This is a genomic window from Acidaminobacter sp. JC074 (assembly GCF_022496765.1).
GTDB lineage: Bacteria > Bacillota > Clostridia > Peptostreptococcales > Acidaminobacteraceae > JABXKX01.
On record NZ_VANV01000016.1, the window covers coordinates 93178 to 113568 of the forward strand.

Annotated in this window: 19 protein-coding genes; 13 read left to right on the forward strand and 6 right to left on the reverse strand. The window is 35.4% G+C overall.

The features are described from left to right. Positions 1-11: 11 nt before the first annotated feature. On the reverse strand, positions 12-368 hold the full coding sequence (locus tag EZV73_RS18310) for a helix-turn-helix domain-containing protein (RefSeq protein ID WP_240841848.1): 357 nt from the start codon (positions 366-368) through the stop codon (positions 12-14). Between the two features lie 210 nt (positions 369-578). Between EZV73_RS18310 and EZV73_RS18315 the strand changes: the two genes are divergently transcribed. Next, the gene (locus tag EZV73_RS18315) at positions 579-1136 is read left to right on the forward strand and encodes a flavodoxin family protein (RefSeq protein ID WP_240841849.1); all 558 of its coding nucleotides are present in this window, start codon (positions 579-581) and stop codon (positions 1134-1136) included. 56 nt (positions 1137-1192) lie between these two features. Here the strand turns inward: EZV73_RS18315 and EZV73_RS18320 are convergent, their stop codons facing one another. From EZV73_RS18320 to EZV73_RS18330, 3 genes are all read right to left on the reverse strand, one after another. Beyond that, positions 1193-2764: a HAMP domain-containing protein gene (locus tag EZV73_RS18320; RefSeq protein ID WP_240841850.1), complete on the reverse strand. Its 1572-nt coding sequence runs from the start codon at positions 2762-2764 to the stop codon at positions 1193-1195. Then, positions 2754-3557 (reverse strand): ABC transporter substrate-binding protein, encoded by an 804-nt coding sequence (locus tag EZV73_RS18325; RefSeq protein ID WP_240841851.1) that lies wholly within the window; start codon positions 3555-3557, stop codon positions 2754-2756. The genes EZV73_RS18320 and EZV73_RS18325 overlap by 11 nt, the downstream gene beginning before the upstream one ends. Before the next feature lie 238 nt (positions 3558-3795). After that, positions 3796-4185: a hypothetical protein gene (locus EZV73_RS18330; protein ID WP_240841852.1), complete on the reverse strand. Its 390-nt coding sequence runs from the start codon at positions 4183-4185 to the stop codon at positions 3796-3798. 135 nt (positions 4186-4320) lie between these two features. On the opposite strand from EZV73_RS18330, the gene EZV73_RS18335 reads away from it, so the two are divergent. From EZV73_RS18335 to EZV73_RS18345, 3 genes are read left to right on the forward strand one after another with little or no spacing between them, the layout of a single operon-like run. Beyond that, positions 4321-4539: a YdbC family protein gene (locus EZV73_RS18335; RefSeq protein ID WP_240841853.1), complete on the forward strand. Its 219-nt coding sequence runs from the start codon at positions 4321-4323 to the stop codon at positions 4537-4539. 2 nt (positions 4540-4541) lie between these two features. After that, a complete protein-coding gene (locus tag EZV73_RS18340; protein ID WP_240841854.1) occupies positions 4542-5096 on the forward strand; it encodes a hypothetical protein in 555 nt (184 codons plus the stop codon). A 1-nt stretch (position 5097) separates the two neighbouring features. Continuing rightward, entirely contained in the window at positions 5098-5313 is a 216-nt protein-coding gene (locus EZV73_RS18345; RefSeq protein ID WP_240841855.1) for a hypothetical protein, read from the forward strand. Positions 5314-5325: 12 nt separating this feature from the next. Here EZV73_RS18345 and EZV73_RS18350 read toward each other — a convergent pair whose 3' ends face one another. Beyond that, the gene (locus EZV73_RS18350; RefSeq protein WP_240841856.1) at positions 5326-6165 is read right to left on the reverse strand and encodes an AraC family transcriptional regulator; all 840 of its coding nucleotides are present in this window, start codon (positions 6163-6165) and stop codon (positions 5326-5328) included. Between the two features lie 222 nt (positions 6166-6387). Between EZV73_RS18350 and EZV73_RS18355 the strand changes: the two genes are divergently transcribed. Beyond that, positions 6388-8289, forward strand: a complete 1902-nt coding sequence (locus EZV73_RS18355; RefSeq protein WP_240841857.1) for a hypothetical protein — start codon at positions 6388-6390, stop codon at positions 8287-8289. A 5-nt stretch (positions 8290-8294) separates the two neighbouring features. On the opposite strand, the gene EZV73_RS18360 is transcribed toward EZV73_RS18355, so the two are convergent. Then, positions 8295-9170 (reverse strand): radical SAM protein, encoded by an 876-nt coding sequence (locus tag EZV73_RS18360; protein ID WP_240841858.1) that lies wholly within the window; start codon positions 9168-9170, stop codon positions 8295-8297. 166 nt (positions 9171-9336) lie between these two features. Here EZV73_RS18360 and EZV73_RS18365 point away from each other — a divergent pair, with 166 nt between their 5' ends. The 8 genes from EZV73_RS18365 to EZV73_RS18400 all read left to right on the forward strand — a co-directional run bounded on the left by EZV73_RS18365 (position 9337) and on the right by EZV73_RS18400 (position 20386). Then, entirely contained in the window at positions 9337-11142 is a 1806-nt protein-coding gene (locus EZV73_RS18365; RefSeq protein WP_240841859.1) for a bifunctional diguanylate cyclase/phosphodiesterase, read from the forward strand. Positions 11143-11268: 126 nt separating this feature from the next. Further along, entirely contained in the window at positions 11269-11538 is a 270-nt protein-coding gene (locus EZV73_RS18370; RefSeq protein WP_240841860.1) for a hypothetical protein, read from the forward strand. A 137-nt stretch (positions 11539-11675) separates the two neighbouring features. Further along, complete coding sequence (locus EZV73_RS18375) at positions 11676-12608, forward strand: helix-turn-helix transcriptional regulator (protein ID WP_240841861.1); 933 nt, start codon at positions 11676-11678, stop codon at positions 12606-12608. 200 nt (positions 12609-12808) lie between these two features. Further along, on the forward strand, positions 12809-14173 hold the full coding sequence (locus EZV73_RS18380) for a PTS mannitol transporter subunit IICB (protein WP_305037118.1): 1365 nt from the start codon (positions 12809-12811) through the stop codon (positions 14171-14173). 181 nt (positions 14174-14354) lie between these two features. Beyond that, a complete protein-coding gene (locus tag EZV73_RS18385; RefSeq protein WP_240841862.1) occupies positions 14355-16418 on the forward strand; it encodes a transcription antiterminator in 2064 nt (687 codons plus the stop codon). Beyond that, positions 16411-18183 carry a PTS sugar transporter subunit IIA gene (locus EZV73_RS18390; RefSeq protein WP_240841863.1) on the forward strand — a complete coding sequence of 591 codons (1773 nt, stop codon included), beginning with the start codon at positions 16411-16413 and terminating at the stop codon, positions 18181-18183. The genes EZV73_RS18385 and EZV73_RS18390 overlap by 8 nt, the downstream gene beginning before the upstream one ends. Before the next feature lies 1 nt (position 18184). Continuing rightward, the gene (gene pfkB / locus EZV73_RS18395) at positions 18185-19114 is read left to right on the forward strand and encodes a 1-phosphofructokinase (RefSeq protein ID WP_240841864.1); all 930 of its coding nucleotides are present in this window, start codon (positions 18185-18187) and stop codon (positions 19112-19114) included. Between the two features lie 9 nt (positions 19115-19123). After that, a complete protein-coding gene (locus EZV73_RS18400) occupies positions 19124-20386 on the forward strand; it encodes a zinc-binding dehydrogenase (protein ID WP_240841865.1) in 1263 nt (420 codons plus the stop codon). Positions 20387-20391: the final 5 nt, after the last annotated feature.

Here is a 20391-nt window from a genome sequence, read left to right on the forward strand (position 1 = left end):
TCATCTAGAGGCTATTTTTTTTCGAGATTAAATTCAGCGATACCGAGTAGGTTGTTATAACCAACACCCCATTCCTTGAGTTCATTTAGAATAGGCATAAGTGTCTGACCGATATCAGTTAAAGAGTACTCCACCTTTGGTGGTACTTCTCTATAAACTTCTCTATGGACCAGTTGATCTTTTTCAAGTTCTCTAAGTTGGCGAGTCAGCATTCTTTCGTTGATGTTCGGAATTAACTTCTTAAGCTGTCCGTATCTTAAAACTTTATTGTGACCAATAAAGTACAAAATAATTGGCTTCCATTTGCCGCCGATAATATCTAATGTCAATTCAAAATAACAATTGTATTTCTTTTCTTTTGTTGTCATATCAAACTCCTTATTTCCCTATATTTATTATGACATCTTTAAGAGAAAAATGATAGTAGGCACAAAAAAGTGCGTGACTTAAAATTTAGTCTTGTTCAATGCACTATCTATCCATGTCTCATATAGTCACTAATAATACAAGCCTTGTTTTAAGTATTATTTAATCATAGTATGATTATACAGGTTGTAGTAGAAATGATAGGGGGACGAATGAAAACGTTAATTATTAATGGCTCATCGAGAATTGGTGGTGATACCAGTGCTTTAGTTGATGAACTGGTTAAACATTTAGAAGGGGAAGTTAAAGTTTTAACTGTTGAGGATCATATAGAACCATGTAATGATTGCAGAGACTGCTGGGAAGAAAAAGGATGTACATTAGAAGATGATTTTACTGACATTTATCCATATTTGTATGAGTGTGACAATCTTGTCATAGCATCACCGGTATGGTTTTCAGCTCTTTCAGGACCAAGTATGAATATTGGCAGTCGTGTTCAATACATTTATGCTTCCAATCATATTAGAAAAGACCCAATTGAAGTTAAAAGAAAAAAGGGGGCTGTCATCTTTGTCGGAGCAGAACCTGGTACAGAAGAAATACCATTTAAAACTGCTCGTACAATGATGAAGTTTATGAATGTAAACAGAGATGAGTTAAAAGTAATAAAGTCCATGAATACGATGGAACTTAAGGCATGTGATGATCATGTGGCTTTGAATGATGCTAAAGAGGTTGCAGTATGGTTTAACCAAACTGTGGAATAAATTCACAAGAAAATGACTCTCATATATTTGAGAGTCATTCTATCTTTATTAAGTAATCACGGTTCAGATTTAGGTAGATAAATCTTAAAGTAAGGTTTGTCTTCTTCATTTCCTAAACATTCAATATGTCCTAAAAGGCCTGCAGTAACAATGTTAAAGACGATGGCCAGTTCTAAACCGCTTGCATCAGATTTAAATGAGCTTAATGAAAATGGCTCAAATATGATGTCGCCAACTTGACTGAACTTAAGCGAAGTAATATCATGATATTCAAGGGTAATGTGTTTATCGTCTTGAGAAATGGAGATGCAAATATCATTTTGTGACTTTTCATCTGAATGATACTTTAAAGAATACTTAAAGAGATTGATAAACATTTGAGTTAAATGTAGAGGAGAAGTACTTAATTCGACCCCCTCTAAATTGTCTAATTTTATACTTAACTTATCTGGATTGTTACTTTCATATTCTTCTATGCTTAGTTTAAGTATAGCTTTTAAATGAACCTGCTTGAAATCAAGCTTGTGCGTGTTAGAAATAAGTTGTAAAGCATTGATGATTTCACACGAGCTATTTATTTGACTTTGGATAGATTTAATCAACTGGGATAACTGGACAATATTCATATCATCTTTAGGAGCTTTTCTAAGTTGACTAAGTTGCTTTTCAACATAGGATAATGAAAGTTTTGCACTCCCAAGAGGTGTGTTTATTCTGTGAGCTATTTCTACGATTAAACGACTGATGCTCTTAGTCTTTTGCATTTCCACAAGTTGATGTTGGGTGTTTTTTAGTTGTTCCATTGATGCAAGAAGTTCTTCATTGGCAGCCTCAAGTTCTTTGGTTCTTTCATCAACCAAGTGCTCTAGGTTGTCATTGTAATCTTCTATTTCTTTGTTTTTACCTTCAATAACTAGATTTTTTTCTTCTAGATCTTCTATATGTCTATTGATATGTTTTCTTTGGATAAGGAGCTGATCTTGTAACTTCTTAAAAGAGTCGGCGAGTAATTGAATCTCCTCATTTCTAGCATCTGGAATCATGTTGTCATATTTGCCTTCAGCTATCTTATGGGCTATATTTTCCATGTTGATAAGTGGTCTTGTAATTCTTAAAGATAGGATCAGCAACATGATAATAATGAGTACAGCCTGAAGGAGGTTCAAGGCCATCATTTCAAGACCTTCTAAATAAATGATATCAATTTCATCTTTGATATCACTGATTAGGGTTAAGTCTCCTAAGTAGCTATCCTCGTAATAAAGCGAAACAGTATGGGCTTTATGATAGAGACTTTTCTCAGAAGATTGAAAGTCAGTGTTTTCATAAGAATGAAGACCGCTTTCCTCATCAAGAATGATACCATCAATACCATCATCCATTAAAAAAGCATCAATAATGGACTCAATGAGGTCATCATCATAATCCCATATAGCATTCTCAAGACTTCTGCCTACAACAATTGCCTTGTCTTTTATAGAACTTTCAACCTGAACAGTTAAGTGGTTGATTCTTCGATTGATTGTTATAAATGAGAAAATGGCCGTAAGAACCAATGTGATTGTTATCACTGAAACAATGAGTTGTCTATTAATTGTTCTTTTTGTTAAGAGGTCTTTAATCTTCATTTTTCATATAACTTTCTTTTATTTCAGTTAGAATGCCCTTGTCAGAGAGTGTTTGAATTTGCTCGTTAATGTAATCAATGTGATCTGCTAAAGGAGAATGTTTTGAAATGACAAAATAAACATCATTGACTTGAATTTTTTTATCAAGACAAGTAATGAGTTCTTCATAGCCGTATTGGTTGGCATCATCCATTACATCACCATAGGCTGATATATAGTAATCTACTTCTTCATTCAGTAATAAATCCAAACGATGTTTTTCATCCTTTACTTCTCGAAGGTTTAAAAGGTGCTTGTTGTTTTCGAAAGTGTCTCCATAACTGGCACCATCTGGAATTAAGCCTACAAACTCTGATAGGTCTGCATAGGATGTAAAACTTATGATATTATCAGTTCTGACAAATACACAGACTTCATCTTTAGAAAAGGGCAGTGTATAAATATATTTTTTATCTCTATCCTCATTAAAATATAAGCCTACAAAGACATCTACTTTCCCAGTTTCAAGATCTTGAAGTTGTCTTCTAAATGGCTCAACTTTATTTCTGACAACATTGAAGTCAGTATCTTCAAGTATCAATTCCAAAATATCATAGCTCATACCATATGGTTGCTTGTTTTCGTCCATCATTTGATAGGGATACCAATCGTATGAACCAACAGCATATACAGTATTGGTATCTATAGTCTCATGAGGTTTGACATCATCAGATATATTTTCATCTATAACATTTTCATTGACACAAGATACAAGTAAAAGAAATATAATAATAAGACCAATTTTCTTGAACATAGCATCCTCCTTACTGTAGCGTCTTTGTTAATCTAATACCCATGTAAGGTAATTGTTAACTATCTAATGTTTGGATGAAGTGATTCGGAACAGTTGTACACTTATAAGCTATGCTTGATTTATACAGCAGCAGATAAGTCTTTATCAGAGGAAATAAGAAAACCACTATTATAGTCAAACTAAGATAGCGGTCAATTTTATTGTTATTAAAATCTTCAAATGATGCTAAAGATTTATACTATGCAGTTTTTTGATTTTCTTCTAGAGATTTTTCTTCCCAAGATTGATAATCTCTGAAGAGTTTTAGGGCCTGCTCTGCAGTCTTGTTTTCAGCAGTTGAAGGATCTTTTAAAAGTTTGCCCATTTTGATCATTTGGATTTCTAAATACTTAGGGTTGTTAAGTTTAGCCATATGATCATTTCTTTTAGATTTTCTTGGTGAAGCCGACATAGATTCAGAAAGCATGAGTAGGATAAAGGAATTTCTCTTTGATTTTGGTACTTGCTTTGAAGAGTTCTTAAGCTCTACAAATAGTTTTTCAACCTGTTTCTTTCGGTAAATGTTAAAGCCAATGATTGCCAGTACAAATACCAGTACGATGATGCCAATTGTAATCCATGTTTCCATTTTTCTTCCTCCTACTTTTCATGTAATAATATGTCTCTTTTATTATATATGAAAATTCACACTTATGATATAGGAAATGTCTAGTAGATACATGTCATTTGCTGATATAATGGATAAGTAGATAAAGGAGAAGATATGGCTATTAAATTCGAAATAGAAGAAACTGTTGGTGTATTATCTGAAAATGATAAGTCGTGGACAAAAGAACTGAATCTGATCAGTTGGAACGACCGTCCTGCTAAATACGATATCAGAGACTGGGCACCAGAACATGAGAAGATGGGCAAGGGTGTCACTTTATCTTTAGAAGAGCTAAAAGCACTGAAGAAAATCTTAAATGAAATGGATATCTAATTATGAACTGGAATAAACTTAGAAAGCAATTAGAAGAATTTATTAATCCAACTTTAGAAGGACGAGTGGAATACTTGGCTTCTGGTTATCGTTACAGGAAAGACAAGAAAACTCAAGCGCTTATTAAAGTTGACAAAGAAGAAGTCTTCAATATGCATAAAACATTTGTGACATGGTATGAGAATGAACAGGCAATCATCAAGGATGAAAACTTTAAAGTCTTCGTGACAGAAGAGGACATCATTGAAACAAGAAAGTCAGTCGGAGACAATGTACCTGAAGACCGCCTAGAAGTCATTGCTAGAAAGAATAAAAGGGCATTTTATGCGAAGAAAATCATGAATGCTCAAAATAGCCTTTTAAAGACTGATTTTCAAAAGGCTGCAAATGACTTTTTATCCGGTAATGTCAATGACTGCCTGAATAGTGATGACATTATTTTAAATGTGCTTGCAATTATAGATAGACGAGTAGGTAAAAATAGACTAAAAAAGATGAAGTATCAGATGGACTTAAAGCATCCAATTGTTAGATACTTCTATGACCTAAGGAGTTAAGATGACATACGATTACACTTTATTGATAGAAGAAATAGAAGAAGATGGTCTTTCGCCAGATGAAGAAATTTATGTGATTAGAAAATCATTTGCAGACAAAGACGGCTATTATGAAATCATCGATTATGAGTATCATGACATCGAAGATGAATGTGAGTGTATGCTTGTAAAAGACGTACTGAAAGAAATGAAAATGAAAAGGTTTGAAGTAAAATAACACCATCAGGTGTTATTTTCTATTGTAGTACTTTCCATAGAAACATTTTCTATAAGCACTCGGTGTTAAGTTTTCAGATGCTTTAAATTGTTTAGAAAAAACTTTGACGTCTTTATAGCCAACTTGATGAGCTATTTCCTTGACAGATAAGCGTGTATCAGTAAGAAGAGATTTTGATTTCTTTAATCTGACTTTTTGAATATGTTTGTTAATGGTAATACCAGTCTGTTTGCTGTAGTACTTGTTTAAGTAGTCTTTGTTGTAGCCAAAATGGTCAGCAATCATGATGTAGTCAAGCTTATTTGAGTAGTTGGCATCTATCCATTTGTTGATTTGATGGATTTTAGCATCCATACTTTTTAGAGCTTGGACTTGGTGGTCGATCTCATGAACAAGTCCTGTAAGGGCATAGTTCAGAGCACTAGACTTGTAGTCGTTGTTTTCTAAATGCATCAATTGATTAAACAAAATGATTATACTTTCGGTTGAAGAAAAACTCTCATGAATCGGTATGTAGACATATTTTTCTTCTTGATTAGGCTCAAGATCTTTTACGACTTCTATATCGCCTTGCATATGGAGCCAGTAAAATGAAAGTGGCTCATCTGATGGCATAAAACTTCTGTGATTGATGCCTGGTAGAAAACAAAGAAGATCACCTTTGTTTAGTCTATACTTGTGGCCTGCTTGTTCTAAATAAGCTTTACCTGAAGCCATAACAATAATTTCATATGTATTGATAGACCTGTCTGGATGCTCCCAAGGTAAATCAGAGGAGATGAAATGTCCACCTCTAAAGTACATAAGGGGTTTATCAATATTTATCTTTAAGTATTTATCTTTTAAGTTCATAATCTTTTCCTTTTTTTTAGTGTATCATAAGTCGCTTAAATGGTACATAAGGTGTTATCTACAGTCTTCATTGATGATCAAGCTTGTAATAAAAATGAAGTCTTGTTACCATGCTAAAAAGAAAGGATGCATATGATAGATAATATTTTAAAGATGAAAAGAAGAAGTTTAAGGACTCATCCAAAGGCATTGTTGTTTGGACCCACTGGTGGGAGGGCTTGGGTGGATTATTTAGATCAAATGCCCGGTTTTTCAGGATCCATAGATTTTATACATAAGTTAAATATACCTTTTCTATTTAAGGTGTCAGGACCAGTAGATTTTAAGAGGTGCCAGGTAAGCTGGATGCCGAGTCACCTTGAAATGACCTATGCAGATGCTGAAATCAGCTTTTCTGAGAAAAAGTTTATTTCATGGGATGACTGTTTGGTGTCCTGTCAGAAGTGGGTCAACAAGTCGACTAAAGTCATCAAACTTGATTTAGAATTAAATGACAAAGTGATCGGTCAAACATATAAAGACAGTCGGTATCCATTTGAGATCATATCTGACTTTGAGTCAAACTTAAATAAAAAAGTGATTCTCCCAGGTGAGAGTCTTGAGTTTTATATGGCTGTCTCGTTAGCCTTAAAAGGAGAAAATCTAGATGACAAGTTAATAAGATATAGGTCTTTACCCAATGAAAAAATTATCAAAAGTCATGTAAAGGATTATCAGTCTTGGTTTGATAAAGCCCCTGACTTTAAGTGTGATAATAAGCTCTTAAATAAGACATGGGCCTATAGGTGGTTTATTCTCAGACACAATTTGGCTGATCCTAAATGTGGTCATCTTAAGTATCCATTATACTTTGAGGGCCGGTCTCATAAGATGTCTAAGGAGGCTTATAAGCCAAAGGGCTGGGAGTTTACCAAGCAAATACCACTTTCAAGCCCCATGCATATCTTAGATGGTAGGTGGTATCATGAAAAAGATACCCTTGAAGGTATTGTTAAAAATCTGATTGAAAGTCAGGATTCAGATGGTCAATATAGGGTACAGTTTGTTGAAGAGTCAGGTGGTAAGTATGCCAATTTTATGGGGTGGGCTGTTTATCAAGCTTACTTGATACATGGCAACACAGACTTTGTGAAAGAGGTGATTGAACCTTTAAAAAAGCAGATCAATGGTTGGATACAAACAAGAGGTTCTAAGCTAGACCACCTGATAATTGAAGACAATCATAATCATACAGGCAAAGAATACCAACCCTCGTATTGGTACTTTGATGGTTTTCCAGATGATTGTAAAGACAAAAGCTACATTAGAGACTTAAAAAGGGTAGACAGGTCTATTTATCACTACTTAAACATCAGAGGCATGTGTGATCTTTTAAAGATAGTGGGGCAAGATGCTTCTTTTTATGAGAACTTACTAGTAGGGATAGAAGAGGATGTCCTAAATAAAATGTGGGATGAAAATACTGAGTTCTTTTACGACATTAGTGCTGCAAGTGATGAAAAAGCCATGGTCAAAAACATTGTAGGCTTTTATCCTTTCTGGGCTGGCTTTACCAGTCATAAACATCAGGGAGCTTTTAAATACCTGTTCTCAAGTTATTTTTCAAATGGCAGTTCATTTGCATCGGTAGCGTCAGATTGTCCTGTCTATGCACCAGAAGGTGGATGGAAGGGGAATTTTATTAAAGGACGAAATGGCTGTATGTGGAATGGACCATCTTGGCCATACACCAACAGCATCATGTTAGATGTTCTTGGCAAACACGCTAGAAAGGACGACCTTTTTGCTAAGGCCTTTAAAGATTACTTAGAAGAGTTTTCATGGATGCACTATCAGTTTTCAGATCTAGATAGACCTTATCTTGTAGAGCATTATAACTCAGTTACAGGAGAAGCATTAAGCGATGAAGTGGATTACAACCATTCCTACTACATAGATTTGATCATAAGACATGTTGTGGGATTAGATGTTTCTAATGGCATTCATGTCAACCCTCTTGATATAGGTCTTAAGTTTTTTTCGCTAACCAACCTCAGAGTTCGAGGAAAAAAAGTTGATATATACTTTAATTGCCAGGGTTATGACGGCTTAAATGTCTTTGTAAATGGGGAAAAGCACGCCTAGCGTGCTTATAATGAATATCTATTTGCAGATGCATTTAAAAAATCCTCATCCACTATTTTAATGGTTTCATCAATTTCCAATAACATGTTATCGCGGTCTTTAGGTAATATGCCCTTTACATTGGCTGCATTGGTAGGATGGGTACCGTAAAATGGGACCTCAATGGTGATGTGATTCAGTAGGTGTTTTTCCTCTTGAAGTATTTCATATTCCGTCGCTGGACTAAAGTCTCCTGATAGATAATCCTTTTCTAGTTTACTACCTTTGAAGATACCCAGGCTTGTAAATCCTACAAGTTTGGGTTTCGTTTTGTTGATCAGTTGGGCTGTTGCTTGAGCATTTTCTAGTCCCTTATTATGACCAGCAATACCTAACATAAAAATCCCGTTAAATGCAATATCAAAGGTAGAGAGTCTCTCTAATTGAACATAAGCATCGTTAAGGTCATGGCCCTTGTTAAGATAAGTAACAGTTTCCTTATGACCGGATTCTATGCCGACCCAAAGTTCGTTGATTCTAGCTTTTCTCAGCATCTCTAAATCTTCATCTGTCTTATCTTTGATGTTTCTAACGGCACCATACATGGTGATGGTTTTTATATCAGGATAAACTTCAATGATTTTATCAGAGATTTCTTTTAGTCTTCTTGCACTTAAAACAAAAGCATCGCCGTTAACCAAGAAAATCCTGTCTATAGAAGGTCTTTTTTCTTTGGCCTCTCTTAGATCTTTTTCTATTTGTTCAAGTGATTCTATTTGAAACTTTGTCTCTTTGTACATGGTACAAAAGCTACACTTATTGTGAGCACAACCAACCGTTACCTGCAACAAGAGGGTGTTGGCTTCGAGTGGGGGTCTAAAAGTTGGACCTGTATATTTCATGTAATATCCTTTCTGTATTCGATTAAAGTATAAGGAGTGAATGATAGAATATCAAGTACTGATAATTTTATCTGTTACGAACACTTTTGTTCGTATGACTTTTTATTTTTCTAAAATGGATTGATTGTGGCATTTAATGGGTAATTACTAAAAGTAGGAGAAAATCATGAAAGACTATAATAAATTACTTCAGGCCAGAGTTGATAAAAAATTTAACAATGTGTTGATTGCAACAACTGTCGTGGCTTCCATAGCATCTGTGATTTTATTTGTTGCTGATCTGCCTATTATTTATGGTGTGCTCAACTTGATGACAGCGCTTATTATGTTTGTTTTTTCAATCATTGCTGATAAAATCCCGACCTCATATAAAATCATCGGTATGATATTTGTAACCAGCGTTATTTCTATCGCTTCCTATGTGGGTGGTGCCTTTACTTCTGCCTTTATTACTTTACTGGCTTTGTCGAATGTTATAGCAGTTTTGTTTTTAAGAAGAAAGCAGAGTATCTTTATTTCATTTGCCTCAATAGGACTTATGTTATCCTTGTGTGCTTATTCAGTTATTACGAACGGTAATGAAGACTTACTCGATCCTGTTTTAACATGGGGTTTACAAATTGTTGCTTATATACTCTTTGTTGTGGTTCTTCAGATATCGGTTTATGCAACCAAAAGATATCTTATGGAAAACATTGAAGCCCTTGAAAATGCCGTTTCCCATTCTGAAAAGTTGGCTTATTTCGATCAACTGACAGGTCTTCCTAATGCCAATAAGTTTGAAAAAGATGTGGTATTAAGAATTGAAAATCAAAAAAGAAATGGTTTTATTGTACTGGTTAACCTTAAGAGTTTAAGATCCATTAATTCTACTTTAGGTCAAGATTTTGGTGATCAGGCATTAAAATCCTCAGCTGAGATTATAGATAGTTTAAAGCTCAGAAATACAATTGTAGCACGTGTATCAAGCAGTGAGTTTGCCATCTGGGTGGATCATATCAATGAAGCGGGTCTTCAATTGATGATATCTGACATGATGAAAAAGATTAAAGAAAAGTCTTTTGATGTTAAAAAGAAACTGGAGTTTTATGTATCCTATGCAGACTTTGTATATGGGACAGATTCTTTTGTGTCCTGTTTGCAAAAGGCAACGTTAACCCTTGCCTATGTAAAGGATCATAATATATTGGAACATACTGGATATAAAGAAGACATGGATCTTGAGTTAAGAAGAAAAGAGCTGCTTAAAGACTTGGTTGTTATTGCACTTGAAAATAGAGAGTTTACATTACACTATCAAGAAAAATATGATTTAAGAACCAACCAGGTCATCGGTGTAGAAGCTTTGGCAAGATGGCATCATAAAGAACTGGGTTATGTATCTCCAATTGAATTTATTCCGATTATTGAGTCGCTAAACATGTCAAAGGCTTTTGGAGAATGTGTTATTGAGCAGACCTGCAAAGACTATAAGATGTTAAAAATGAAATACAACAATGATATCACCATATCCGTCAACATCTCTCCATCTCATATAATTGATGAAAGTATTGTAGAGACAATACTAGATACCCTGAAAGTATATGGAGTCCCGTATCAAAAGTATATTGTAGAGATTACAGAAGATATTATGATTGAAGGCATAGACAAGGTAATACCAATTGTAAATGCCTTAAGAAAGATGAAGGTTAAAATATCTTTAGATGACTTTGGGACAGGTTATTCTTCTTTAAACTATCTAACGCAGTTGTCCTTGGATGAACTTAAAATAGATAAGTCCTTTGTAGATCAAATTGGCAGTAATAATGGTATTGAATACTTACTTGAGAACATCATTAGATTATCAAAACAATTTGAACTAGACCTGATAGCAGAAGGCGTTGAAACAATCGACCAGCTTCATGCATTAGATGACTTAGGTTGTTATCATATACAGGGCTATTATTACTCTAAACCTGAAGCCTTATATTAAAGACTGTCACTGATGGTCTTTTTGCTTGAAAAATAGGTATCGTTTTCCTCAAAAAATTTAAAGGATAATATTCTAAATATTCTGAAAATGATGTATGATTGCAACTATATATAGGGGAGGTTTATTATGAGGAAATGTACAAATGAGAAAGAATGTGCTTTTGCACATTGTGACGATCGGTATAAGAGCTTGCCATCAATGGCATTGTATGAGACCAAGTACTGTAAGGGACAGTCAAATGAGTGTATAAGACTCAAGCTTACAGAAAAGTTCGGTAGTTTACGTGTACCAAGTAACATGATGCCAAATGGTCTGCCACTACCGGGGACACATAGAAGAGACTGGTCTGAAGTGGCACTTAAGTATCCAAGGTATTTAGAAAATCGTGACTTTTAACGCCAACATTGTTGGTGTTTTTAGTTGAGTCATGTTCAACAAATGGTTGTTAGTCACATGTCCTTTTATTGGTTATAATGAATTTAGAACAATCGATTGTCATCAAGAAAGGGAAGTTGTATACAACCAGGTAAAATATGGATATAAAGATATGTAAAAACATTTTAAGATTAAGAAAAGAACAAGGCGTGACTCAAGCACAACTTGCAGAGTATTTAGGCCTATCACCTCAGGCTGTTTCTAAATGGGAGCTTGAAGCTGCTATGCCGGATATTTATTTAATACCAAAGATTGCCTTCTTCTTTGATATCAGTATTGACCATTTGTTTGGTACAAGTGATTATGAAAGCGCTGATTTGCTTGTCAGCAAGTATTCAGCTGTAAAAAATGATAAAAACTATAGGACTGCTTATGATGCTGTAAATACCTTACTTGATTTAGATAATCAGAATTTAAAAGCCCTAGAACTGCTTTGTAGGCTTGAGCATGAAAGAAGTTTAGAATATTTGACTAAGAGCAAAGTTGCTTGTCATAAACTCTTAAGTGCGGCTGATGGTATAGACACAGACCTGGAAAAAAGAGCTAGAATCCAACTTATGAGATTTGATAAAATGCTTGGTAATGACAGTTTTATTGAGGACTATATGATTCAGTTTGAAAAATCAAAATCTCTAGATGATTTTAATTATCTTATACTTGCACTTGGCCATAAGGGTCAGTACCAAGAAATGATGAGATGGGCAGATGATTACCTTGAGTCCTTTTCCTTAGAAGATCAAGGCTGGATCTATCCTAATCTTATGGAAGCAGGTCTTTTTTTAGGAGATACTTCCTACCTTATGAAGTGTTTTGACAATATAGTGGAGCTAAATACAGACCTTCATCAGATATTCAATGCATGGTATCTAAGATGGAAACACTTCAGGAATACGAAGGACGAAAAGGAAGTCGACTTGTGTAAAGCTAAATTACTAGAACTATTACCTAATCAAGGGTTGAATGAGTTTAGGTATGAAAAACTTAAAAATATCATTTTAGATGAAGAAGATCATTTCCATAATCTTATATAAGGGGTATGTCTTTCTTAATCAAAGTAAATATTTTTTGAACTGACAGGCTGAAAGGCCTGTTTTTTCTATGTCATCAGAAATGTCACTAGCCTATTACGACAAAATGTCATTAAGTCACAATTGTTTTTGAATCTTCTGAAAACTATACTTAAATTGTCAAAAGCGGACGGAATTATATAGGAGGGATTATTTTGAGTACAATGACGAGTATGTCTTTTAAAGACAGGGTACAAAAATTTGGTAGATTTCTTAGTGGTATGGTAATGCCAAATATCGGGGCATTTATTGCATGGGGCTTAATAACAGCTTTATTTATACCAACTGGCTGGTTGCCAAATGAGAGTTTAAGTGAGCTTGTTGGACCAATGATTGTTTATATGTTACCACTTTTAATTGGTTATACAGGTGGTAAGATGACAGGTGGTACACGTGGTGGTGTTATTGGTGCTGTTGCTACAATGGGTGTTGTAGTTGGTGCAGATATTCCAATGATACTAGGTGCCATGATCATGGGGCCACTTGGTGGCTTTGTTATAAAAAGATTTGATGATCTATTTAAGGAAAAGATTCCATCAGGATTTGAGATGCTTGTGAATAACTTTTCTGCAGGTATTATAGGTACAGTATTGGCCTTATTGGCTTATTTAGGAATTGGTCCTTTAGTACTTGCATTAAATGATTTATTAGCAGCTGGTGTAAGAGCCATAGTAGATGCAAACATGTTACCGTTCTCATCTATATTTATTGAACCAGCCAAAGTACTATTTTTAAACAATGCCATTAACCATGGTGTATTAGGACCAATCGGTATTCAGGATTCAGCTGAGTTTGGTAAATCGATTATCTTCTTATTGGAAACAAATCCAGGACCAGGTCTAGGTATTTTATTATCATATTGGGTCTTTGGCAAAGGTATGATTAAACAGTCAGCACCTGGTGCAGTTATTATTCATTTCTTTGGCGGTATCCATGAGATTTACTTCCCATATATTTTAATGAAACCAATACTTTTACTAGCAGTCATCGCAGGTGGTATGAGTGGCGTACTTGTTTTCTCGCTTTTAGGAGCAGGTCTTGTAGCAACACCATCTCCAGGTTCTATCTTTGCACTTCTAGCCATGACACCAAAAGGTGGATACTTTGCAGTCTTAGCAGGTGTATTTGTTTCTACAGCGGTATCATTTGCAGTTGCATCTGTATTTGTTAGAAATTCGAAAGAACAAACTGATTCTGATTTTGAAAATGCCAAAGATGCCATGGTAGAGTTAAAAGGTAAGAAAATAGCTGCTATCAGTAAAATCATCGTTGCATGTGATGCAGGTATGGGATCGAGTGCCATGGGCGCAGCCAATCTAAGAAAGAAAGTTCAAGCAGCCGGTTTGAGCATTGAAGTTAAACACAGCTCAGTTGATGAAGTACCTCTTGATACAGATATCATAATTTGTCATGAGAACCTAATTCCAAGAGCTGAAGCAAGAGTACCAGGTGCAGAACATATTGGTATTCATGATTTCTTAAATAACCCTGTTTATGATCAACTTGTAAATAGGTTAAAATCCTCATAAGAGACCCCACTCCTTAAGTCTCAAATAATCGCCTGGCTGTGTCAGGCGATTATAAGTTTAAGGCATTATTCAACTTTGTCACTAGAGCTTAGAGCCAGATATGGAGGTCTATTTGTTTAAAACAAGAGGTTTGATGATATAATAAAGATAGAATATTCAGAAAAGTCATTAAGGAGTCCTTATGCAATTATCAAACCGAAAGAAACAAATATTAGCTATCCTGATTAGAGAAGATGCTTATGTGACAGCTGCAAATATCTCAAAAGAGTTAAGTGTAAGTAGAAGAACCATTTTAAGAGAATTAGCCAGTGTAGAAGAGTGGTTGAATCAGCAAGGCATTGATTTAAAAAAAGTTACTGGCAAAGGCATGTGTATTACGGTTGATCAAGATGTGAGGTCAGAACTTTCCAAACAGCTGGATCATGAAAAAGTTGACCATACTTATACACCTTATGAAAGACAAAGAAAAATACTTTTAGAGCTTTTAAATGCCAGCCAGCCATTAAAAATCTTTTATTTCTCGCATATGCTTGGCGTCTCAGAGGCGACTGTAAGCTATGACTTAGATAAGATTGATACTTGGCTTGCTTCTTATCATTTGAATTTAATCAGAAAACCAGGGTTTGGGATTGTCATTGAGGGAAGGGAAAGTAATTTCCGAAAAGCCATCATTCATTTGTTTAATGAATACTTTGACAGAGGTGAACTCCTACACTTGATAAAGGATGACTTTATAGATCAAAATACATTATACAAAAAGACTTCTGTTAAAAACACATTGTTAGATGTGGTGGGTTACAGCTTGTTAGAATCCATAGAAGAAGCACTCAAAGTATCAAATGCATTAGAAGCTTATCAGCTTGCTGACAATGCCTATGCTTCATTGGTCATTCATTTATCGCTTGCTATTAAACGGTTAAACAATGGGGAAAACATCCATTTTAATCATCAGAAGTTAGAAGAAATAAAAGAGTCGCGAGAGTTTGAAATGGGCTACAAGATAGCAAAAGCCATTGAATCCACATTTTCCATCATGATACCAGATGATGAAATCGGTTATATTGCCATGCATCTTCAAGGGGCTAGATTAAGGCTTACCAGAAATAACCGTTTGGAGATAAAGGTTCAGGACTACGAGGTTATTTATCTGATTGAAAAGCTCATTCAAGAAATGGAAACCATAACAGGTTATATCCTTGTTGGCAATCAACAGTTGGTTTCAGGACTTATCAATCACTTTGGGCCTGCAATAGCAAGGATCAAACAAGGTGTTGAAATAAAAAATCCTCTTTTAGAGGAAATGAAAGTCAGATATCCTTTGTATTTCAACTCAGTTTCTAAAGCGGTAAAAATACTTGAAAAACACTTGCAAGTGCTTATACCTGATGATGAGATAGCTTACTTAACCATGCATTTTGCAGCAGCTGTAGAATCTATCAAGAAAAATGCTTCATCTTATTGGAAAGTAGCAATTGTTTGCTCTACTGGGATAGGGTCATCCAAACTGTTAGAAGCTAGGATTAAAAAACAATATAAAAATATGATAATACAGAGTGTGCTTTCTTCTATTGAACTGAAAAAACAAGATCTTAGTGAAATAGATTTGATCATTTCTACAGTAAAAGTAGAGGTCAACAAACCCATTGTTGTAGTCAGTCCACTGCTTTTAGAAGAAGATATGAGGCGTGTTGAAAATGTGTTAAATTCACTGACCCCTTTAAGAGAAGATAAAGAATCAATTTCAAAAAACATTAACTTTGTTCAAAAGTTAAATGAGTTATCAACCATTACAGAAGCAGCATTAGAAATTCTGAACAACTATTTTATACTCAGGGTTGAAAAACCATCCTTAGATGCATTCTCTCAAAAGGCAGCAGATTATATATGCTTTGATTGTCCTAAAGATGAGTTAGTTGATGAACTCAAGCTCAGAGAAGAAAAAGGTATTACATGGTTTGATGAAAAGAAGGGTAGACTTCTACACTGTCAATCTAAGGTTGTGAACCAACTGTATTTTGGCTTTGTTTTATCTAATCAAAATGACTATGCGGCCATTATGGTTGGTCATTCAAATTTGAATATTATGACGAGAAAACTCTTGGGTCATATCAGTCTGAACTTAATAGAGAATGAAAATTGGCTTCATGCAGTCAAGCTAGGTGACTTAGAAAAGTCTTACAACACGTTGGAGACCATTGTGCAGGAATACTTCGAATCATTTTTAAAAGGAGGTTCTCATGCATAATAGACTACAACGAATCGGATCAAAGTTAAGTCAAATGATACTTCCAAATATATCAGCCTTTATCATCTGGGGATTTTTAACAGCCTTATTTATACCTACGGGTTGGTTCCCAGATGAAAAGTTAGCTTTACTGGTAGAACCCATGGCTAAGTATCTATTACCGATTATGATTGCCTATACTGGTGGCAAGCTTATATATGATACCAGAGGAGGTGTGATTGGATCAGCTGCAACGTTTGGAGCAGTTGTAGCAACTGATGTACCTATGTTTGCTGGTGCAATGTTACTTGGACCTTTAGCAGCTTATTTAATTAAGAAAGCAGATAACTTGATTGAAAAAAAGATACCAGGTGGCTTTGAAATGCTGATTCATAATTTTTCAGCAGGTATACTTGGACTTCTGATGTTGGTTTTGACATATTTGCTTTTAGGTCCATTGATGACCTTGATAAATGAGTGGGCAGGCCAAGTTGTATCCAACATCATCGATAATGGCTATATTGCATTTTCTGCTGTAATTATTGAACCTGCTAAAATTTTGTTCTTGAACAATATCATTAATCACGGCATTTTAAGTCCAATGGGATTGATGGAGACTTTGGAGGAAGGCAAGTCTATCTTGTTTTTATTAGAAACTAATCCAGGTCCAGGTCTGGGGGTCCTTCTAGCTTATTGGAAGTTTGGTAAGGGTGTCAGAAAGCATTCAGCACCAGGCGCTAGTTTGATACATTTCTTAGGAGGTATTCATGAGGTTTATTTCCCATTTGTACTTGCAAATCCCTTGATCATTCTGCCTCTTATCTTAGGTGGACTTACAGGGAATCTAATATTTGGTTTGCTACAAGTGGGGCTTACTGCAACACCGTCTCCTGGCAGTATTTTTTCTTTGCTGGCACTGACCGCAAAAGGGGATCATCTAGGTCTTTTATTAGGTATTGTAGGATCCTGCCTGGTATCTTTTTTCTTATCAATTGTCTTCATAAGAGATAAAGACGAGGAAGTTGAAGGACTTGACTTACCAGATATGGTTAAGTGTATAGCAATAGCATGTGATGCTGGTATGGGTTCAAGTGCTATGGCAGCCAGTAGACTAAAAAAATTATTGATGAATGAAGACATAGAAGTGCTTCATATTCCAGTCGATCAAATTCCAGATCATGTAGACATAGTCATTACACATAAATTATTAGTAAATAGAATCAGTAATCAGACATCGGCTAAGATTATAGGCGTGAGTGATTTGATGAACGATAAAAAATTAGAAAAAATCGTCTTAGCATATAAGGGAAAGAAAGGAGAAACAGGAATGTTCTTCAAAAAAGAAAAAGGTATTATTAGACAAAGTAGAATTTATACAGGTTTGCCTTCAGAAGGAAAGTTTGATGCAATACGCAGAGCTGGACAAGCCCTTAAGTCAGAGGGGTTAGTTGAAGAAGCTTATATAAAGGCTATGGAAGAAAGAGAAAATATAGCCACTACCTATATTGGTTCTAGTGTTGCTATTCCTCATGGTACCAATGAGTCAAAGAGCTTTGTTAATGAAACCGGCATTGTAGTTTTACAATATCCTGATGGGATCGACTTTGGAGATGGCAACATTGCCAAGTTGGTCATAGGCATTGCAGCTTCTGGGGATGAGCATTTAGACATCCTGATGAAAATTGCTGATGCGGTTAGTAATAATGAGACCTTGGCGTTTCTGACGACTGAAGAAGATAGCAAGAAAATTCTAAAGACCTTTGAAAAAACTGGACTAGGAGGCTAGTATGATAATTACTTTAACAATGAATCCTGCAATAGATAAGACCGTTGAAGTTGATTACTTTGAAGTTGATAAGGTCAATCGTATTACAGATATTCATTTGGATGCTGCTGGAAAGGGCATCAACGTTTCAAAGGTTGTTAAAGCTCTCGGCGGCAGGACCAAAACCTTAGCCTTTCTTGGTGGTGATACGGGAGACTTTATTCAAAAGTCCTTAGAAGAAGACCATTTGAGTTTTGTTAAGGTACCTGTTCAAGGGAAAACACGTACCAATACTAAAATAGTTGATTTTAAAAACAAGACATTTACAGACTTAAATGAACCGGGTGCATATGTCGATCAAAATGCACAGGATATATTTATGAACCATCTTTTAAAGCTGAGTTCTAGCCAAAGTATGGTCGTCTGTACTGGCTCTGTACCTCCGGGTATTGATAAAAGTATTTATAAGGAAATCATCATGCGCTTACAAAGTTTCGGAGCAAAGACTTTATTAGATGCTTCAGGTGACTTGTTTGCTGAAGGTTTGCTTGCATCGCCTACCATTGTAAAACCCAATATTCATGAACTGGAAATGTATGTAGGTAAAAAACTAACCAGTGATGAAATGCTTGTCGAGGCTTGTTTATCTTTTATAGAGATGGGAGTGGAGATAGCGGTTGTATCACTTGGTGAAAAGGGCGCCTTGATGGTCACAAGAGATAAGATCTTAAAAGCTCAAGGCTTGAAAGTTGATGTGAAGAGCACAGTAGGTGCAGGGGATGCTATGGTGGCGGCTATTTGCTATGGCTATGAAAAGAATTTTCCTCTTAACGAAATACTGTCACTAGCAGTTGCATCAAGTGCTGCACAAGTATCTGTTAAAGGTACACAGGTACCAAATTTAGATCTGATTTATAAACTGAGAAAACATGTAGAAATAATAGAATTGTAGGGAGACATTATGAAGATAAAAGCAGCAAGATTACACGATACTTTAAAGGTATCAATGGATACATTAGATTTACCGGAGATTAAAGATGATGAGATATTGGCATCGATTGTTACCAACTCATTATGTATGTCCACTTACAAGGCAGCTAAGCTTGGTAAAGACCACAGGAGAGTACCAGAAAACATTGATACCAATCCTGTCATTACTGGTCATGAGTTTGCTGGGACAATTTTAAAAGTTGGCAAGAAGTGGGCAGATCAATTTAAACCTGGTGATAAGTATTCCATTCAACCGGCGCTTAATTATAAAGGCAGTCCATATTCTCCAGGTTATTCATATGAGTTCTTTGGTGGTAATGCAACAGCATGTGTTATACCAAATGAAGTAATGGAACTGGGATGTTTGTTAAAATATGACGGAGAAGGCTTCTATAATGCATCTTTAGCAGAGCCGATGTCTTGTATTATTGGCGCTTACAATGCACATTATCATACAAAGTTTGGTGATTACAAGCATTATATGGGCATCAAAGACGGTGGAAACATGGCAATCTTAGCAGGTGTAGGACCTATGGGTCTTGGTGCTATAGATTATATTGTTAATCATGGATCTAAACCAAAGAAACTGGTTGTAGTTGACATTAATGAAGAGAGATTAAAAAGGGCTGCAGAAATTATTTCGATTGGAAGTGCTTTAGAAAAAGGCATTGAACTAATCTACTTTAACAGCAGTGAGGTTAAAAATGCTGAAGAAACATTAATGACACTAACAGATAATGAAGGCTTTGATGATGTCTTTGTATATGCCCCAGTTAAACCGCTTATTGAAATGGGGGATAGGATTTTATCACATGATGGTTGTTTAAACTTTTTTGCAGGACCGACAGATACAGAGTTTGTTGCTAACTTTAATTTCTACAATGTTCATTACAAACAGACGCATATTGTTGGTACAAGTGGTGGTAACACAGACGATATGATTGAATCATTGGATAAAACAGCCAATGGTACCATTAACCCAGCTGTTATGGTAACGCATATAGGTGGCCTAGACTCGGCTTCGAAAGCCATTGTTGATATGCCTAATTTATCAGGTGGCAAGAAGCTAATTTATACAGGCTTAAAGATGCCTTTAACGGCTATAGATGAATTTGAAAGATTAGGTGAAAGTGATGAACGTTTTAAGGTCTTAGACGATATTTGTAAGAAACATCGTGGACTTTGGAATGTGGAGGCTGAGAATTATTTACTAGAAAATATGGATGAGATATAGGAGGA

Coding starts and splice junctions, on each gene's coding strand:
- EZV73_RS18350 (WP_240841856.1), bottom strand. CDS start 6,165: ATGAACTTAAAAGATAAATACTTAAAGATAAATATTGATAAACCCCTT.
- EZV73_RS18400 (WP_240841865.1), top strand. CDS start 19,124: ATGAAGATAAAAGCAGCAAGATTACACGATACTTTAAAGGTATCAATG.
- EZV73_RS18340 (WP_240841854.1), top strand. CDS start 4,542: ATGAACTGGAATAAACTTAGAAAGCAATTAGAAGAATTTATTAATCCA.
- EZV73_RS18315 (WP_240841849.1), top strand. CDS start 579: ATGAAAACGTTAATTATTAATGGCTCATCGAGAATTGGTGGTGATACC.
- EZV73_RS18325 (WP_240841851.1), bottom strand. CDS start 3,557: ATGTTCAAGAAAATTGGTCTTATTATTATATTTCTTTTACTTGTATCT.
- EZV73_RS18375 (WP_240841861.1), top strand. CDS start 11,676: ATGGATATAAAGATATGTAAAAACATTTTAAGATTAAGAAAAGAACAA.
- pfkB (WP_240841864.1), top strand. CDS start 18,185: ATGATAATTACTTTAACAATGAATCCTGCAATAGATAAGACCGTTGAA.
- EZV73_RS18310 (WP_240841848.1), bottom strand. CDS start 368: ATGACAACAAAAGAAAAGAAATACAATTGTTATTTTGAATTGACATTA.
- EZV73_RS18330 (WP_240841852.1), bottom strand. CDS start 4,185: ATGGAAACATGGATTACAATTGGCATCATCGTACTGGTATTTGTACTG.
- EZV73_RS18365 (WP_240841859.1), top strand. CDS start 9,337: ATGAAAGACTATAATAAATTACTTCAGGCCAGAGTTGATAAAAAATTT.
- EZV73_RS18360 (WP_240841858.1), bottom strand. CDS start 9,170: ATGAAATATACAGGTCCAACTTTTAGACCCCCACTCGAAGCCAACACC.
- EZV73_RS18320 (WP_240841850.1), bottom strand. CDS start 2,764: ATGAAGATTAAAGACCTCTTAACAAAAAGAACAATTAATAGACAACTC.
- EZV73_RS18335 (WP_240841853.1), top strand. CDS start 4,321: ATGGCTATTAAATTCGAAATAGAAGAAACTGTTGGTGTATTATCTGAA.
- EZV73_RS18385 (WP_240841862.1), top strand. CDS start 14,355: ATGCAATTATCAAACCGAAAGAAACAAATATTAGCTATCCTGATTAGA.
- EZV73_RS18370 (WP_240841860.1), top strand. CDS start 11,269: ATGAGGAAATGTACAAATGAGAAAGAATGTGCTTTTGCACATTGTGAC.
- EZV73_RS18390 (WP_240841863.1), top strand. CDS start 16,411: ATGCATAATAGACTACAACGAATCGGATCAAAGTTAAGTCAAATGATA.
- EZV73_RS18380 (WP_305037118.1), top strand. CDS start 12,809: ATGACGAGTATGTCTTTTAAAGACAGGGTACAAAAATTTGGTAGATTT.
- EZV73_RS18345 (WP_240841855.1), top strand. CDS start 5,098: ATGACATACGATTACACTTTATTGATAGAAGAAATAGAAGAAGATGGT.